13 protein-coding genes are annotated in these 17,506 nt (G+C 66.0%); 6 read left to right on the forward strand and 7 right to left on the reverse strand.

All coding sequences use genetic code 11. The features are described from left to right. The first annotated feature begins 32 nt into the window (after positions 1 to 32). Positions 33 to 635: a hypothetical protein gene (locus GGR46_RS05870; protein ID WP_183995414.1), complete on the forward strand. Its 603-nt coding sequence runs from the start codon at positions 33 to 35 to the stop codon at positions 633 to 635. Between the two features lie 103 nt (positions 636 to 738). Here GGR46_RS05870 and GGR46_RS05875 read toward each other — a convergent pair whose 3' ends face one another. Together GGR46_RS05875 and GGR46_RS05880 are read right to left on the reverse strand one after the other, a co-directional pair. After that, the gene (locus GGR46_RS05875; protein ID WP_183995416.1) at positions 739 to 1,167 is read right to left on the reverse strand and encodes a hypothetical protein; all 429 of its coding nucleotides are present in this window, start codon (positions 1,165 to 1,167) and stop codon (positions 739 to 741) included. Position 1,168: 1 nt separating this feature from the next. Beyond that, positions 1,169 to 1,657: a division/cell wall cluster transcriptional repressor MraZ gene (locus GGR46_RS05880; RefSeq protein WP_183995418.1), complete on the reverse strand. Its 489-nt coding sequence runs from the start codon at positions 1,655 to 1,657 to the stop codon at positions 1,169 to 1,171. 210 nt (positions 1,658 to 1,867) lie between these two features. On the opposite strand from GGR46_RS05880, the gene dnaE reads away from it, so the two are divergent. Together dnaE and GGR46_RS05890 are read left to right on the forward strand one after the other, a co-directional pair. Further along, positions 1,868 to 5,341 carry a DNA polymerase III subunit alpha gene (dnaE, locus tag GGR46_RS05885; RefSeq protein ID WP_183995420.1) on the forward strand — a complete coding sequence of 1,158 codons (3,474 nt, stop codon included), beginning with the start codon at positions 1,868 to 1,870 and terminating at the stop codon, positions 5,339 to 5,341. Between the two features lie 184 nt (positions 5,342 to 5,525). Then, entirely contained in the window at positions 5,526 to 7,118 is a 1,593-nt protein-coding gene (locus tag GGR46_RS05890; RefSeq protein WP_183995422.1) for a long-chain fatty acid--CoA ligase, read from the forward strand. Between the two features lie 41 nt (positions 7,119 to 7,159). On the opposite strand, the gene GGR46_RS05895 is transcribed toward GGR46_RS05890, so the two are convergent. Continuing rightward, positions 7,160 to 9,769, reverse strand: coding sequence for a M1 family metallopeptidase (locus tag GGR46_RS05895; protein ID WP_183995424.1), 2,610 nt, complete (start codon positions 9,767 to 9,769; stop codon positions 7,160 to 7,162). Positions 9,770 to 10,083: 314 nt separating this feature from the next. Here GGR46_RS05895 and GGR46_RS25150 point away from each other — a divergent pair, with 314 nt between their 5' ends. Then, on the forward strand, positions 10,084 to 12,183 hold the full coding sequence (locus GGR46_RS25150; protein ID WP_221262565.1) for a GDSL-type esterase/lipase family protein: 2,100 nt from the start codon (positions 10,084 to 10,086) through the stop codon (positions 12,181 to 12,183). A gap of 40 nt (positions 12,184 to 12,223) precedes the next feature. Here GGR46_RS25150 and GGR46_RS05905 read toward each other — a convergent pair whose 3' ends face one another. Further along, a complete protein-coding gene (locus GGR46_RS05905; protein ID WP_183995426.1) occupies positions 12,224 to 13,294 on the reverse strand; it encodes a PA0069 family radical SAM protein in 1,071 nt (356 codons plus the stop codon). A gap of 52 nt (positions 13,295 to 13,346) precedes the next feature. Between GGR46_RS05905 and GGR46_RS05910 the strand changes: the two genes are divergently transcribed. Continuing rightward, positions 13,347 to 13,688: a VOC family protein gene (locus GGR46_RS05910; RefSeq protein WP_183995428.1), complete on the forward strand. Its 342-nt coding sequence runs from the start codon at positions 13,347 to 13,349 to the stop codon at positions 13,686 to 13,688. 127 nt (positions 13,689 to 13,815) lie between these two features. After that, positions 13,816 to 14,328, forward strand: coding sequence for a YbjN domain-containing protein (locus GGR46_RS05915; RefSeq protein WP_183995430.1), 513 nt, complete (start codon positions 13,816 to 13,818; stop codon positions 14,326 to 14,328). Between the two features lie 47 nt (positions 14,329 to 14,375). Here the strand turns inward: GGR46_RS05915 and moaB are convergent, their stop codons facing one another. From moaB to GGR46_RS25350, 3 genes are read right to left on the reverse strand one after another with little or no spacing between them, the layout of a single operon-like run. Continuing rightward, positions 14,376 to 14,903 carry a molybdenum cofactor biosynthesis protein B gene (gene moaB, locus GGR46_RS05920; protein WP_183995432.1) on the reverse strand — a complete coding sequence of 176 codons (528 nt, stop codon included), beginning with the start codon at positions 14,901 to 14,903 and terminating at the stop codon, positions 14,376 to 14,378. After that, positions 14,890 to 16,692 (reverse strand): lytic transglycosylase domain-containing protein, encoded by a 1,803-nt coding sequence (locus GGR46_RS05925; protein WP_183995434.1) that lies wholly within the window; start codon positions 16,690 to 16,692, stop codon positions 14,890 to 14,892. Before GGR46_RS05925 ends, moaB begins: the two co-directional genes overlap by 14 nt. Before the next feature lie 2 nt (positions 16,693 to 16,694). Then, positions 16,695 to 17,411, reverse strand: a complete 717-nt coding sequence (locus tag GGR46_RS25350; RefSeq protein ID WP_183995436.1) for a uracil-DNA glycosylase family protein — start codon at positions 17,409 to 17,411, stop codon at positions 16,695 to 16,697. Positions 17,412 to 17,506: the final 95 nt, after the last annotated feature.

Raw genomic sequence — 17,506 nt, forward strand, 5'->3', positions numbered from 1 at the left:
ATATCTGCGCATGGAGAAGGGTGGGGGCACACATGATCTTGCCGGTCGCAATCGCACTGTCGATCCAGACTGTTCCGCTGGCGGCGGATCAGCATGCTGCTGCCACGACGTGTATCGCAGTCCTCACTTCGCAGGACTCGCCAGCGGACCTCGATTGGTTCGTTAGTTTCAATTACCTGGGTCTCGTGGCGGCTTCTGAAAAGCCGGATCGGAGTGTCGAAAGCGAAATCGCGAATGCGGTGAACGCGGCAAGCACGGAGAAATCTGTTCTGACGAATAGGCGCGGCAAGTTGCTGAAAGCATGCCGGGCTCGGTTTCCTCTCGCGTGGTCGAGTTCAGCTACGTTACCGCAGGACGACTTTGAGCGACGGTTTCTATGTTCGACGATTTCCGGCAGTTATGAGGGCTTGCTCGACGCCATCGCTGAGAAGTTCGATGTCTCGGCGGAGTTGACTCGGGTTCGAAGCAAGTCGGTGCATTTTAGAGCATTGGCGACCAGCGCCGATTCGGCCAAACATGGTCTTCGCAGTCAGGCGAAGCGTTATGCGGCGGTCCAGGACGTGTTTCGGAAGTCGGTCGTCTATGGGAACGCCAGAGCCTTGCATCGTGCCTGCGAGGCGGCTTTTCCTTCGTAAGGCAAAGGACTGAGATGGCCGGTGGCGGGGCGGGAGGAGGTGCACCCCGCCACCGGGCCTGGGACCGCGCCTACGGCCGGTACGCTAGGCGGATGCGCGGTCCTTAATGGGTCGAGCCGGCGTGCGGCAGGCGGATGACGTACTGGCCGCTGGCCTCGATCCCGGTGGTGTCGTCCTCGGCCTCGCCGCCGACCAGCTTGCCGAGGCTGGCGAGCGCGCCGACCATGCCGAAACCTGCCGAGAACGGGCGGCCGCGCGCATCGCGGCGGGGCTTGGGCCGGGCATTTCGCGGATCGCGGCGGCGGGGCGGGGGTGCCATGCGGGCCATGCGCTCGGCGACCGAGGCGGCATCGCCGGTGCGGCCGAACTCGCGCCACACGACCTGGAAGCCCTCGGGCACTTCGCTCCACTCGCCGCCCTCGGGGCGGATCAGGTCGTGGCCGCAATGGTGACAGACCGCGAAGTCGAGTCCCTGGTTGTGATGATGGGTGGTGCCGGCGGTGTGGCCCATCATGTTGCAGCGGATGCTCATCTCAATGCACTCCCTTGGTCGTCTTGCTGCCGCGCGACCGCAGCCGGAATTCGGCCAGGGCGCGGAAATGCTCGTCGTCGCTTTCGAGCGCGAGCACGGGGTTCCAGATTTCGAAGCTGTCGCCGGTGCCGACGAACAGGGCGAGGTCGTCGATGCGGCCGAGATGGCGCATTGCCGCGGGGATGCGCAGGCCCTTGCCTTCGCGCTTCATCCGCTCGGAAAGGCCGAAGGTGCCGCGCATGCGGTGATAATGGCTGCGTGCTTCCTCGCCGCGATCTTCCTCCGCGAGTCGGCGGCGCTCGGCGCGCTCGGCAAGCGTGGTGAGGTGCTCGCGACCATAGCCGATCAGGCAGGCATCGCCCTGATGTTTGGCGACGATGATCTCGGGGCTGGCTTCACCGGGCATGGCGGCTTCGAGAAAGGCCGGGATCGCGACGTTTCCGTCCGCATCGACCTCGCAAAGCTCGCTACCGTGGTAAAGGGTGTTCATGGTTACCTGCTGTCGGAATCTCGCGGCGCGCCCGGTTAAGGTTTACCGCCGTTAACCATGGTTCTGGACCAGCGCGGCGCCGCTCGCCATTCCGGAGACCACCCGTCCGAGTCCGTGCGTAGGGAAGAATCCTGAGCCCAAACGCTTGAAAATTGTGGAAAACGCTCCCCACGGGTAGCGCCACGGAGAGCGGGACCCTACAATCGCCGGATGCATTCCGGCTTCGTTCCGCTTCGGGTCTTCTCGTCCTTCACCATGCTGGAGGGCGCGATTGAGCCGAAGGCGATCGCCAAGCGCGCGAAGGAACTGGGTTTTCCGGCAGTTGCCGTAGTCGATCGCAACGGCCTCTATGCCTCGATGAGCTTCGGCGATGCCTGCATGAAGGCGGGCATCCAGCCGATCATCGGCACATTGCTCGCGGTCAAGCGGCCCGACATGCCCGACGGAGTCGCTGCGCCGATCGACTGGCTCGCGCTCTATGCGCAGGACGAGAAGGGCTATCTCAACCTGTGCGACCTCGTCTCGATGGCGCATCTCGATCGCCCGCTCGAGGAAGAGGCGCACATCCCCTTCGATGCGCTGGATGGGCGGACGGACGGGCTGCTCTGCCTTACCGCCGGCGCCGAGGGTGCGCTGGCGCGTCTCTATGCCGAGCAGCAGGATTCGGCAGCCGCGGCCTATGCGACTCGGCTCGAGGCGATGTTCCCCGATCGGCTCTATATCGAGATCGTCCGGCGGCTCGACGAGATCGAGGGCAAAGCGGAACCGAGGTTGCTCGACCTGGCCTATGACCGCAACCTGCCGCTGGTCGCGACCAATCCGAGCTGCTTCGCCGAGCCGACCTTCCACGAGGCGCACGACGCGATGCTGTGCATCGCCAACAGCTCCTATGTCGCCTCGGACGATCGCCCGCGTTCCTCGCCCGATGCCTGGATGAAGCCGGCAACCGAGATGAAGAGCCTGTTCTCGGACCTGCCCGAGGGCATCGCCAACACGCTCGTCGTCGCCCAGCGCTGCGCCTATGCCGCGCCGAAGCGCAAGCCGATCCTCCCCAGCCTCGCAGGCGACCGCGAGGGCGAGGCGAAGATGCTGCGCGATCTCTCGTGGGAAGGGCTGGAGAAGCGGCTGGAAAAGGCCGGGATCGCCGATGCCGCCGAGCGCGAGGTCTATGAGAAGCGGCTCCAGTTCGAGCTCGACATCATCATCCAGATGGGCTTCCCGGGCTACTTCCTGATCGTTGCCGACTTCATCCAATGGGCGAAGGCGCACGACATTCCCGTCGGCCCGGGCCGTGGTTCGGGCGCAGGCTCCGCAGTCGCCTGGGCGCTGACCATCACCGATCTGGACCCCTTGAAGCTTGGCCTCCTGTTCGAGCGCTTCCTGAATCCGGAACGCGTCTCGATGCCCGACTTCGACATCGACTTCTGCGAAACCCGGCGTGGCGAGGTGATCCGCTACGTGCAGCAGAAATATGGCTCCGATCACGTCGCGCAGATCATCACCTTTGGTACGATGAAGGCGCGCGCGGTGATCAAGAGTGTCGGCCGCGTGCTGCAGATGAGCTATGGCCAGGTCGATCGCCTCGCCAAGCAGATCCCGAACCACCCGACCGACCCCTGGACGCTCGAGCGCACGCTGAACGGCGTGAGCGAGTTCCTTTCCGAGTATAACGCGCACCGCGAGATCAAGAATCTCGTCGATCTCTCGATGCAGCTGGAAGGCCTGCCGAGCCACTCGTCGACGCACGCCGCCGGTGTGGTGATCGGCGATCGCCCGCTGTCGCAACTCGTTCCGCTCTACCGCGATCCGCGATCGGACATGCCGGTCACCCAGTTCGACATGAAATATGTCGAGGGCGCCGGGCTGGTGAAGTTCGACTTCCTGGGCCTGAAGACGCTGTCGGTGCTGAAGAAGGCAGTCGAACTGCTCGCCGATCGCGGGCTCGACGTCGATCTCGACGCGCTCGCCTGGGACGACACCGAAGTCTACGACCTGCTCCAGCGCGGCGACACGGTCGGCGTGTTCCAGCTGGAATCGGAAGGCATGCGCCGCACGCTGACCGCGGTGCGGCCGACGAACTTCGGCGACATCATCGCGCTCGTCTCGCTCTACCGCCCGGGCCCGATGGACAACATCCCGAGCTTCGGCCACCGCAAGGGCGGACGCGAGGAGATCATCTATCCGCACGACCTGCTCGAGCCGATCCTGAAGGAGACCTACGGGATCTTCGTCTATCAGGAGCAGGTGATGCAGGCCGCCCAGATTCTGGCCGGCTATTCGCTGGGCGGCGCGGACATGCTCCGCCGCGCGATGGGCAAGAAGATCAAGGCGGAGATGGACGCCCAGCGCGAGACCTTCGTGAAGGGCTGCGCCGAGCACAACGGGATCAAGCCGGCCAAGGCGAACGAGCTGTTCGACTTGATCGACAAGTTCGCCGGCTACGGCTTCAACAAGTCGCACGCGGCCGCCTATGCGCTGCTCGCGTACCAGACGGCGTGGCTCAAGGCGCACCATCCGCACGAATTCTTCGCCGCGTCGATGGCGTACGACATCCACCAGACTGACAAGCTGGCGATCTTCGTCGACGACATGAAGCGGCTCGGGATCAGCTACCTGTCGCCCGACATCAATCGCAGCCAGGCCGATTTCTTCGTCGAGAAGACCGAGGAGGGGCTTGCCGTCCGCTATGCGCTGGGCGCGCTCAAGGGCGTCGGCGAAGGCGCGATGGAGGAGTTGGTGCGCGACCGCGAGGAGCGGGGCGTCTACAAGACCCTCGACGACTTTGCGCTGCGCACCAATCCCCAGCTGATCAACAAGCGCCAGCTGGAAACCCTGGCGGCGGCCGGCGCCTTCGACTCGATTAACGACAATCGTGCTGGCGTGTACGGCGCCGCGGAGCGGATCATGGCGGTTTGCCAGCGCTCGCATGGCGAGCGGAACAGCTTCCAGGCGTCGTTCGACATGCTCACCAAGCCGGCCGGCGACGAAATTCGACTTTCCGAAGACGTCTATTGGTCGACGTCCGATCGGACCGGCCATGAGCGCGAGGCCTTTGGCTTCTATTTCCAGGCGCATCCGCTCGATCGCTTCCAGCACCTCGCCAGGAGCTTCGGTGCGATCGATATCGTCTCGCTGGGCGAGGTGGACGTGCCGCCCGGCACCCGTGTGGGCGCTACGCTTGCGGTGCTGATCGAGGATTGCCGCCCCCGCACCTCGGCGCGCGGCAACAAATATGTGATGGCTTCGATCTCGGACAAGTCGGCCCAGACCATCGCCAGCTGCTTCGAGGATAGCGCCGTCCCCGATCTGGAGCGCTGCGCGCGCGAAGGCGGTTGCGCGGTGCTGACCGTGGAACTCGACAAGCGTGCCGGCGAGGATACGCCGCGCGTTTCGATCAAGCGTGTCCAGAGCATCGAGAGTCTGGCCAACACGGCGCGGCTCGTGCTCGATGTGACCATCGACGACGTCCACGCGATCCCGATCCTGGCAGGCATCATCGGTGACCAGCGTGGCGGTCGCGGCGAGGTGCTGGTCCATGTCGGCATCGCGGGCGGCGTGGCCGAGATCGTGCTCGGCCGCGACTTCCGGCTCGACGGAGAGCTGCGCCAGAAGATCGAGAATGTCCCAGGCATCCGCTGGGCCTCGCTGAAGAGCGCAGCGGCGAAGCTGGCCGAGGCGGCCTGACACAATAACCGTCATCCCGGCGAAAGCCGGGATCTGGTGCGACTCTTGTCCCGTGCCATCGCCTGGGATCCCGGCTTTCGCCGGGATGACGGACAGGCGCGACATCCTTCCTTACACGGCCCACTCTCGACACCCGCGCCATCCGCAGGTTACGCTCCTCGAAAAAGCGGTATGGAGAGCAAGGATGCTGGGTGGAATGCAGGATTTCGAGCTGCGCGTGACCACGCTGCTCGATCACGCGGCGCGCGAGCATTGGGGACGGGAGCTCGTCACGCGCTGGGCCGATGGCAGCGAGACGCGCACCACCTGGGCCGGTATCGCCCGCGATGCGCGCAAGCTAGCCCAGGCGCTTGAGCGGCTCGGGGTGAAGAAGGGCGACCGTGTCGGCACGCTGGCGATGAACCACAGCCGCCACCTCGTCGCCTGGTACGGCACCGCCGGCATGGGCGGGCTGGTCCACACGATCAACCCGCGCCTGTTCGACGACCAGCTCGCCTTCATCGGCAACCATGCCGAGGACAAGGTCCTGTTCTACGATCGTGCCTTTGCGCCGATCGTCGAGCGCCTCAAGCCGCACTGGACGACCATCGAGCATTATTACTGCTTCGACAGCGACGGGCCGGACGGGTTCGAGGCACTGCTGGCGGCCGAGGACGGCAATTACGAATGGGTGAAGGGCGACGAGCGCGAGCCCTGTATGATCTGCTACACCAGCGGCACCACCGGCAATCCCAAGGGCGTGATCTACACCCACCGATCGAGCGTGATCCACGCGATCGCCGAGATGCAGCCTGATGTGTTCGACTTGTCGGCGCGGGCGGTGGCGATGCCGATCGTGCCGATGTTCCATGCGGTCGGCTGGGGCCTGCCCTGGGCGGGCGCCGCGGCGGGGATCAAGTTCGTCTTCTCGGCGGTCAACGACCCGTTGGTGCTGTGCGAACTGATGAACCGTGAGAAGGTCACCCACACCGCCGGCGTGCCTACCGTCTGGTTCGCGATGTTCCAGTATATGGACGCGACCGGTGCGAAGCCCGAGCATCTGAAGATCGTCACCATCGGCGGCTCGGCCGCGCCGCGCGCGATGATCGAGCGGCTGATGAAGATGGGCATCCGGGTCAATCATGCCTGGGGCATGACCGAAACGAGCCCGATCGGCACGATGGGTGCACCGTCCTGGGACTGGGACGATCTCAGCTTCGAGCAACAGGTCGACCAGGTCTGCAAGCAGGGCAAGGTGCCCTACGGCGTCGAGCTGCGGGTGGTCGATGACGAGGGCAATCTCCAGCCGCGCGACGGCAAGAGCTCGGGCCGGTTGCAGGTGCGTGGGCCGTGGATCGTGCAGAGCTATTTCAAGGCGGAGGAACCCGCGGTCGATGCCGACAACTGGTTCGATACCGGCGACGTCGCGGTGCTCCATCCCGACGGCACGATGCAGATCACCGATCGCGCGAAGGACGTGATCAAGTCGGGCGGCGAATGGATCAGCTCGGTCGAGCTGGAGAATGCCGCGGTCGGTTGCGCGGGCGTCGCCGAAGCGGCGGCGATCGGCGTCCATCACCCGAAATGGGAGGAGCGACCGATCCTGCTGGTGGTCCGCAAGCCCGGCAGCGAAGTGACGGCGGAGGAGGTGCAGGCGCATCTCGCCCAGCACGTCGCCAAATGGTGGCTGCCCGACGAGGTGCACTTCGTCGAGAGCCTGCCCCACACCGCCACCGGCAAGCTGCTCAAGACCGCGATCCGGGCGCAGTACAAGGACTTCAAGCTGGCGGCGGCTTGAGAGGAACCGTCACCCGGCTTTCGCCGGGATGACGGGTGCCATCACATCCCCGCGAACGCGGCCGTGACCTCACCCGCCTTGGCGTCCTTGAAGCGGGCGCAGTTGCGGATGCCTTCCACCGCACGGTCGATCGGCAGGTTGTTGCCGCCTTCGGTACGCAGCTTGGCGTCGACCATGTCCGCCGCGGCGAGCGAGCATTGCGTCTTGAAGGTCTGCGCCGAATTGCCCGAGAAGATGCCGCCGCCGCCGGTGACTTTCGAGAACTCGTCGAAATGGGCGATCATGTATTCGAGCGCGGCGTCGCGGGTGTCGGCGTGCTTCAGGAAGGTCGACGCGGCGAACAGCCGCTCGCGCGGCGTGTAGCGCGGGTCGTTGAACTCGGTGAAATACCATTTGGCGACATCGGCATTGCCCGAAGAGGCGATAGCGCGGAACGCGGCCTGGCGCAGGCCCGGGGTTTTGCCCGCCAGCGCCGCCTCGGCGAGCGTCTTGGCGAAGGGCACGCCGCGATCTTCGACCGTAACGGCCAGCGCCAGCGGGGCGAAATCACCGTCCAGCGCCTTGGTGTCACCGGCCAGCCAGGCATCTGCGGCGACGCTCAGCTTCGCGCGCAGCGCGGCATCATGGCCATTGTCGGCGACGAAGCCGACCAGCTGCTCGCGCAGTTCGGCGGTGTCGGCATTGTCGTTCTCGTGCGCGCCGGCCTTGGGATCGAAGCCGATCTTGTCGAGCATCGGACCGTAGATATCGACGAACAGCTTGCGATAGGCGGGCAGGGCTGCCGCGCCGATCAGCCCGCGCTGGCGCAGGCCGACGAGCCGGTCGCCATTGTCGAGCTGCATCTTGGTCTTGGGATGCTTCGCCATCGAGCGGGCCAGCGCGACGATCTGCGCGGTATTGGCCTTGCCGGCATAGAAGCTCGCCCACAGGCTGTCGTCCACCGCCAGCGCCTCGCCGGTCGGCAGGGTGGGGGCAGCGGCGATCAGCGCGTCCCAGTCGGCGGGATCGAGGTCGAAGCGGTAGTAGCCCCAACCACTGGCGTTGGGGACGAGCGTGCCAGTGCCGTTCGAGATCACTGGCGCGCTCGGCTTGTCGAGCAGCATGCAGTTCTTGGCGTCGCCCTGGCGGACGCAGAGCGGGACGATCCATTGCTGCGCCGGCGCATTGGTGCCGAAATATGCGAAGCGCTGCTGGCTGGCGGTGAGAATGCCGTTCTGGCGGTGGAAGGTCACCACCGGTACGCCCTGCTGGTCGACGAAGCTGCGCAGCGACGCCAGCACGCGCGGATCGTGCGCGGCATCGGCGAGCGAGCCGAAGAACTGGTCGGTCGAGGCGTTGCCATATTCGTGGCGCTTCATGTGCAGGCGCACGCCTTCGCGGAACTTCTCGTCGCCCATGTACGCTGCGATCATGCCGACGACCTGGCCGCCCTTGCCATAGGTGATCTGGTCGAACGCCGCGTCGATATCGGCGTCGTTGGTGATCTTCTGGTGGATCGGCCGGCCCGCGATCAGCGAATCGAGGTCCATCGCCTCGAAGCCCTCGGAAATGGCGTCGACGCCGATATCCAGATCGGGGCGCCATTCATTGCCGATCCGGTAGCCCATCCAGTTGGCGAAGCTTTCGTTCAGCCAGATATCGTCCCACCAGGCCGGCGTGACGAGATCGCCGAACCACTGGTGCGACAATTCGTGCGCCACGACCATGCCGAAGGTCTGCTTGCGCGAGGTGGCGTCGCTCTCGTCGACGAACAGGATGCCGTCGCCATAGATGTCGGCGCCCGCATTCTCCATCGCGCCCGGCATCACCGGCGAGCCGATCTGGTCGAGCTTGGGGAACGGGAAGGGCTGGCCGAAATATTTCTCGAGCAGCGCGACGATCGGGCCGGAGTTGTCCAGCGCGAACTGCATCTCGTCCTTGTAGGGCTTGGTGCCGACGATGCGCAGCGGCAGTGGAGCCTTGCGCTGCGCGGTGGCCGGCACCTTGCCGGCAAGGGATTCGAACGGGCCGACGACGAAGGCGACCAGATAGGTCGGCAGCGGCTTGGTGGCGATGAAGCGGTGCTTTACCAGTTCGCCGACCTTGACGGCCTTGCCCGTCTCGGGCGCATTGCTCAGCGCGACGAATCCGGGCTTGGTGGTGAGCGAGACGGTGAAGGGCGTCTTGAACCCCGGCTCGTCAAAGCCCGGGAAGGCCGCCCGCGCATCGATCGACTCGAACTGGGTCCAGCTGTACCAGTCGCCGGCGACATTGATGCGGTACGGGCCCGAGGCGCCGCCGCCGAACGCCGCGTCATACTCGAACTTCAGTGTGACCTTGCCCGGCTGCACCGTCTTGCCGAAATCGATCTGGGCCAGGCCATAGGGGCTCTTCTGCGCGAAGGTGAGCGGCACTTCCTTGCCGCCGACGATCGCCACCGCCCGGGTCACGTTCAGGTTGCGGCCGTGCATCCACACCGTCTGCGCCGCCTTGTTGAGCTGCACGTCGATCTCGGTGTGGCCGGTGAAGCGCGGCTTCTCCGGTACGATCGTCAGGTCGAGCCGATAGGCGAGGGGCGTAACCGTGTCCGGCAGCTTGCCGGTCGGCTGGGCGTCCTGGGCATTGGCGATGGCGGGAAGCGTGAGAGCGAAAGCAAAGGCAAGCGCGCGCATGGAGGGTCCTTATGGTCTGTCGCCGGGCCTAGGCCCGCCGCAATGCCCGTGCAATCCGCTAAAGGTTTCGGACTCGCTTACCGTATGTTTCCGTATTATGTCTGCTTCGACGATGCAGCTATTGTGGCGTCAGGTCTCAGGACCCGGGCAGCGTTTGGATCCCTCTTTCCGCTGCCCTTATTAACTTGGCAGGCCACCGCTGCGATGCGGTGGCCGCTCTTTTTCCAGCCCCCCGGCAGATCTTTTGGCCATTGCGCGATGGTATGTCCGAGCTATGGTAGCGCTATCATAATGATGGACTGCAGGAGAGGAATATGGGGCTGATCGCGCGCCTGCTGGCGCTGGTCCTGTTGCTGGGCGCCGCGGCCACGCCGGGTGAGCGCTGGGTGACGGCCTGGGCGACTTCGCAGATGATCCCCGGGAACAATGCGCTGCCGAGCGAGGACCTGAAGGATGCGACGATCCGCCAGATCGTCCGCATCCAGATCGCCGGCACCAGGCTGCGCGTACGCCTGACCAATGCCTATGGTACCCAGTCGCTGCGGATCGGCAGTGCGACGATCGCGCACTCTGCTGACCCAGCCACGGCGAAGATCGATCCGGCCAGCCTGACCGGTCTGCGCTTCGGTGGGGCGAAGAGCGTCACCATTCCTGCGGGAGCGGATTACTGGTCCGATCCGATCACCCTTCCGGTGAAGGCGGGCGCGGACCTGGCGGTCACGCTCTACTTGCCCGAAGCCCCGGCGCAGCAGACCGGCCATCCCGGCTCGCGCGCGACCAGCCACATGCTCCACGGCGACCATAGCGGAGACGCCGACCTGCCCGGCGCCAAGACCGCCGATCGCTGGGTGCAGATCGGCGCGATCGAGACCGTGTCTGCAAAGGCCTCTGCAGTCGTCATCCTCGGCGACTCGATCACCGACGGCTATGGCGTGTCGACCAACAGCAACACGCGCTGGACCGATGCGCTGCAACGGCGCCTGCGCGCCACGCCTGCGCTGGCCGACATGGCGGTGCTCAATGCGGGCATCGGCGGAAATCGGCTGCTCAACGACGGGCTCGGACCCAATGCGATGGCGCGGTTCGAGCGCGAGGTGCTGAGCTATCCCGGCGTCAGCCATCTCGTGATCTTCGAAGGGGTCAACGATCTCGGAACGCTCACCCGCGACGCGCCGGCAACGCCCGAGGCGCATGCCGCCCTCGTAGAGGGGATGATCGGTGCCTATCGCCAGATGGTCGCCCGTGCCCGCGCGCACGGGATCAAGGTGATCGGCGCGACGATCACGCCCTATGGCGGCTCGGCCTATTATCACCCCGATGCGCAGAACGAGGCGGACCGCGCCGCGGTCAACGCCTGGATCCGCGCGCCGGGCAATTTCGACGGGGTAATCGATTTCGACGCCGCGATGCGCGATCCTGCCGCGCCGATCAGGCTGCTGAAGGCGTTCGACAATGACGGGCTCCATCCTTCGGTCGCCGGCTATCAGGTGATGGCCGACGCGGTGCCGTTGTCGCTCTTCTCGGACCGGGTGAAGGACAAGGGCAGGGTGGCCACCGCGCCTGCCGCGCCCGCGCCGATGATCGCCTTCACCTTCGATGACCTCACCGCCCATGCGCCTCTGCCCCAGGGCTATACCCGTGTCGGCATCGCCGAGCAGATCATAGCGGCGCTGAAGGCGGGCGGGGCGCCGGCGACCGGCTTCATCAATGGCGTCCAGCTCGAACGCGAGCCGGCCTCGGCACCGGTGCTCGACAAGTGGCGCGGGGCCGGGCTGATGCTCGGCAATCATGGGTGGAGCCATGCCAATCTGAACGACCTGAGCGACGCGCAATTCCTCACCGAGCTGGAGAAGAACGAGCCGATCCTCAAGGCGAAGATGGGTGCGGCCGACTGGCGCTGGTTCCGCTATCCCTTCCTCTCCGAAGCCTCGGCCGACCCGGCGAAGCGGACGCGGGTGCGCAAGCTGCTGGCCGCACGCGGCTACAAGGTCGCGGCGGTGACGATGGATTTCTCCGACTGGGCCTATAACGACACCTATGCCCGCTGCGTCGCCAGGGGTGATACCGACGCGATCCTGAAGATGGAACATAGCTGGCTCGGCAACGCCGCGGTCCAGGCAGACAGGTCGCGTGCGATGGCGCAGGCGCTCTATGGCCGCGACATCCCCTATGTGCTGCTGATGCACTTGGGCGCCTTCGACGCGCACATGATGCCCAGGCTGATCGCGCTCTATCGCGAGAAGGGGTACCGGTTCGTCAGCATCGAGGAGGCGGAGAAGGACCCCTATTACGTGCCCGAGCTGAACCCGGCGCTCGCCCCGCAGCCCCAGGGGCTGAACGGCGCGATGGCGGCCAAGGGGCTGAAGGAGCCGCAGGCGCCGGCGCTGCTGCCGCTGGAGACGATGTGCATGTGAGCAATAGCCCCTTCCCCTCCGGGGAGAGGGAGTTTGAGACCTAAAACAATTCCCCCTGCGCGCCTCTTGGCGGACGGAACAGGTCGGTCCTGAGCCGCAGCACTTCCTGGTCCAGCCCGTAGCGCTTCGCCGCCATCCGGAAGCGCGTGCGCAGCAGTTCCGCCCAGGGGCCATGCCCGCGGAAACGCGTGTGGAAATTGGGGTCGTTGTCCTTGCCGCCGCGGATCGACTGGATCGTCGCCATCACCTTGCCGGCGCGATCGGGGAAATGCGTGTCGAGCCAGGCGCGGAACAACGGCGAGACTTCGTGCGGCAGCCGCACCGGCAGGAAGAAAGCGGTTCGCGCCCCGGCCTCGGCCGCGCGCTCCAGGATATGCTCGAGCTCGTGATCGGTGACGTGCGGGATCACGGGCGACAGCGAGACGAACACCGGCACCCCGGCATCGGCGAGCTGCTTCACCGCCTGCAATCTCTTCTCCGGATGCGGCGCGCGCGGCTCCACCGTCATCGCGATCTTCGGGTCGAGCGAGGTGACCGAGACCATCACCGCCGCCAGCCCCTTGCGTGCCATTGGCGCCAATATGTCGAGGTCACGGGTCACCCGGTTCGACTTGGTGGTGATCGTCAGCGGATGATCGTGCTCGGCCAGCACTTCGATGCACTGGCGGGTGATCCGCCATTCCGCCTCGATCGGCTGATAGGGATCGGTGTTGGTCCCGAAGGCGATCGGCCGGCAGACATAGCCGCGCTTGCCCAGCTCGGCGCGGAGCAGTTCGGGGGCATCGGGCTTGGCGAACAGCTTGCTCTCGAAATCCAGCCCCGGCGACAGGTCGAGATAGGCATGGGTCGGCCGGGCGAAGCAATAGATGCAGCCATGCTCGCAGCCGCGATAGGGATTGATCGAGCGATCGAAGGAAATGTCGGGTGACTGGTTGCGGGTGATGATCGTCCGCGCCCGCTCCACCGTCACCGTGGTGCGCAACGGGGGCGGGGCGTCGTCCAGCGCCGCGCGCATGTCGAGCCATTCGCCGTCCGCCTCGCGCGCGGGCAGGTTGAAGCGGCTGCTGCCTTCATTGAGCGTGGCGCCGCGCACCGGACGATTCTTCGCCATTGCCAATGCCTAAACCTGCCACTAGAACATAGCAAGAACATTGGAGGCGAACATGGCACGAATCAGCTATCTCGAACTGCCCGCGAAGGATGTGGCCGGCACCCGCGATTTCTATGCGAAGGCGTTCGACTGGAAGTTCACCGATTTCGCCCCGCATTATGCGGCGACCACCACCGGCGACACCGATCTTGGTATCAGCGGCAGCACCGACCATGTGATCGAGCAGCTGCTCCCGATCATCGAGGTGCAGGATCTCGAGACGGCGCTCGAAGCGGTGAAGGCGGCGGGTGGCGAGATCGTCGTGCCGATCTTCAGCTTCCCCGGCGGGCGGCGCTTCCATTTCCGCGATCCGGCGGGGAACGGCCTGGGTGTGTTCGTCAACGAACCGGAATGATTGCCGCGCCGCGGCGGCGGGGATAGGATCGCGCGCATGGGGGATTCCAATGCGCCCGATCCTGTCGGTAGCTGACGCCGGGGCAGGCGGATTTCCTCATCACAGGGCTTGAGACGAAGGGGGAATGATGCGGGGTATCACGATGGCGGCCGCGCTGGCGGCGAGCATTTGGGCGATGCCGGCGATGGCGCAGAGCGCCGATCCGGCGCGCATGGTCGATCTGTCGCGGCCCGAGCAGGTGGCCAAGCTGCTGCAGGAAGCCGGCTACAAGGCCGAGCTCAAGAAGCACGACAGCAGCGGCGATCCCTATATCTCCAGCGCCGCCAATGGCTCGGCCTTCACGATCGAGTTCTATGATTGCAGCGCGGCCAAGGGCTGCACCTCGATGCAGTTCTTCTCCTGGTACAAGAAGGAACCCTATTTCAGCGTCGCGATGGCCAATCGCTGGAACGCCACGAAGCGTTTCCTGCGCATCGTGATCGACAAGGATGGCGACCTCTCGACCTGGATGGACGTCACCACGATCGGCAAGGTCAGCTTCGCCAATTTCGCCGACACGGTGGACTGGTGGCAGTCGATGACCGGCGACCTGTTCGATTTCATGGAAGAGGAAGAAAAGGCGGCCGGCGGGAAGAAGTGAGGCTTGAAGTTCCCCTCCCTGCAAGGGAGGGGAGTTAGGTGGTCAATCTACCGCTCCCCCAGCCGCGGCAGCAATTCCACGAAGTTGCATGGCTTGTGCCGCACATCGAGCTGGCTCGCGAGGATGCCGTCCCAGGCGTCGGTCACCGCGCCGGTCGAGCCGGGCAGGGCGAAGATATAGGTGCCGCGCGCCACGCCGGCGGTCGCGCGCGACTGGATCGTCGAGGTGCCGATCGACTGATAGCTGAGCCAGCGGAACAGTTCGCCGAAGCCCGGGATTTCCTTGTCCCACACACGCGCCAGCGCCTCCGGTGTCACGTCGCGGCCGGTCACGCCGGTGCCGCCGGTGGTGAGCACCACTTCGACCTGGGGATCGTCGATCCATCGATGGAGCCGCGCGACGATCAGATCGGCGTCATCGGTCACGATCGCCCGGTCGGCAAGGACATGCCCCGCCGCCGTCAGCCGCTCGACCAGCCGGTCGCCCGAGCGATCGTCGGCCAGGGTCCGCGTATCGGAGACCGTGAGCACCGCGATCCGCACCGGGCGGAAGGCGATGCCGTTATCGATTGGCATTGCTGTCCTGGTGGAAGGCGAGCTTGCGCGCGCTGAGCCGCACCGCGGACGGGCCCTGCATGCCGGGGAATTTCGGCCACATGCCCTGGGCCAATGCCTCGCGGCTGCTCGACTTGCGGCCTTCCTGGTTCTCGTACATCCAGTAGTTGCGCAGTACGGTCATCACGTAACCGCGCGTCTCCCAGTACGGGATGCTCTCGATATAGAGCAGCGGATCGCCGCCGTCCTTGATCATCGCGTTCCAGTTGGCGACCGGGGTGGGGCCGGCATTGTAGGAGGCGATCACCTTGGGCAGCAGGCCGCCGGTGAAGGGCTGGTCGCGCAGCTGCTCGAGATAGGACTGGCCGATCTCCATGTTGACCGAGGGCTTGGTCAGGTCGCTGGCGGCATAGGTCATGCCGTTGCGCCGGCCGATGTCGATCGCGGCGCCGGTCTTCACCTGCATCAGGCCCATCGCGCCGGCGGCGCTGCGGATCTCGGAGTTGAAGCGCGATTCCTGCAGCGTGTGGGCGAACACCAGCGCCTTGTCGACGCGCCAGCCGCCGGCCGGGGTCCAGTTCGGCGCCGGATAGCGCGCGGCGGTGAGCGGCTGGGTGCCCTGGGGGCAGTTATGGGTGAGCCAGAGCTGGGTGGATGGCAGGCTCAGCCGGCCCGCGAGGCGGGTGAGTGCGAGGTGCTCGGAAGGGCTGCCGATCTTGGCCTGGTAGCGCAGCACCTCGTCGGCCAGCCCGTCCTCGTCGATCTCGACCAGCGCGGCAGCGACGCGGACGTTCGGGCGGCGCTCCAGCGCGCGCCAGTCCTCGGCAACGAACTTCTCGCCCTTGCCGGCCTTGTCCTCGATGCCCAGCGCCGACTTGGCGAGCAGGCCGTAAAAGGTCTCGCCATATTGGGTGGCGGCGCGCAGCTTCACTTCGACCTTGTCGGGATGGCCGCACGCCATCTCGGCCCGCGAGCCCCAGTAAAGGCCGGCGGAGCGCAACTCGGTGTCGGCGGCGCGGGTGGCGACGCGCTCGAAGGCGGCGGTGGCGCCGGCGCAGTCCTGCTCGCGCCAGGCGGCGAGCCCGGCGACCCAGTCGGCCTGCGGGGCCCAGTCGCCCGAGCCGTCCTGCGCCTTGGCGGCGACGCGGCGGGCATTGTTGTCGTCGCCCGCGACATAATAGATCCAGGCGACCTTCTGCTGCCACTCGGTCCTGGCCTCGGGCGTGAGGTCGGCTTCGAACTTGCCCACCACGCCTTCGGCCTCGAGGCCCTGATCGGCCTTCACATAGGGCTGGATGGCGAGCGCGATCTCGGTGGCGGCGGCATCGCTCCTGATCGAGCGGGCGCGCTGGCGGACCGGGGCGCCATCGTACCAGACGAGGCGCGCGGCGGCCGGAATGACTGGGGTGGAAACCGCGCCGCGGGTCTTCGCCATGCGGCTGAGCTGGTCGGCCTGGGGCAGCTCGGGCGCGTCTCCGATCAGCTGGAGCAGCGGGGCGAGCTCGACCTTGGGCGAATTCTTGGCGGTGTAGAGCTCGGCGCGGGCGATCGAATGGAGCGGGCCGGGCTTCATCGAATCGAGCTGGAGCTGGGCGTCCTGCCAGCGGCCGGTATGGATCGCGGCGAAAACCTTGCGGTATCCGGCCTTCTGGTCCGAATCGAGCTGCTCGGGAATGCCGTCGCCTTCGCGCGGGGCAGGGGCGGCGGTGCCGTCATCCGCCGTGTTCGAATTGGCGCTGCCGGCCGGAAGATCGGCGGCATGGGCCAGCGCCGGCGATGCGATCAACGCGGCGGCAAGCAGGATACGCATGGTCACAGGGTCCCCCGGGTCAACTGCAGCAGGTGCTTCCAGGCTTCGCTCTTGGCGGCCGGGCGCTCCAACAGGAAGCGCGGGTGCAGGCTCGCTACGGCCGCTGTTTTGCCACCGAAATGGTTAACATCAACTAAACCATTTGCTGCGCCGCCGTCATTCGTCTCAGCCAGGACACGGCTTGCCGTTTGTCCCAGAATCAACAGCTTAGCGGGCTGGAGAAGCTTGAGGTGATGCTTGGTGATCTCGATCAGCCGGCCTTCCTGGTCGGGCGGGATCCGCCCGGCGAGCGGACGGGCGACGGCGAGCGGCAGGAAATAGACCGAATCACGCGCGATCCCGGCGGCGGTCAGCATGCGCGAGAACAGCTTTCCGGCGGCGCTGTCGGCGAGAATTTCACTCTGGTCGTCGCTTTCCGGCATGTCGGTGAGCACGACGATCTCGGCGTTCACGGGGCCGCTCGGAGCGATCTTCGGGGTCATCCAGCCGGCCTCGGGTACCGTCTCGCCGGTGCGCCATGCCGTGAACGCGGCGAGCGTATCCGGCAGGACCTCGGGCTGCGGCGACGTTACGGCAGCCTGCGCCACCTGCACGGGCGCGGGCCGCGCGAGCCAGTCGCGAGCCTCATCCTCCTGAAGGGTTTCGACACCCGCATCGCGCCACCACTCGAGTGCGCTCGCGAGGGTACGCCCCCAATCCGCTGTGTATTCGCCTCCCACCGCTCCTAAGAGTCACGGCTTGACGGGCGGGTCAATCTGCCTTCATCGACCAAGGGACAGGACGTTGCCAGCATGCGACGACAAGCGGTGCGGCG

The organism is Sphingomonas kyeonggiensis, from assembly GCF_014196745.1.
Lineage (GTDB): Bacteria > Pseudomonadota > Alphaproteobacteria > Sphingomonadales > Sphingomonadaceae > Sphingomonas > Sphingomonas kyeonggiensis.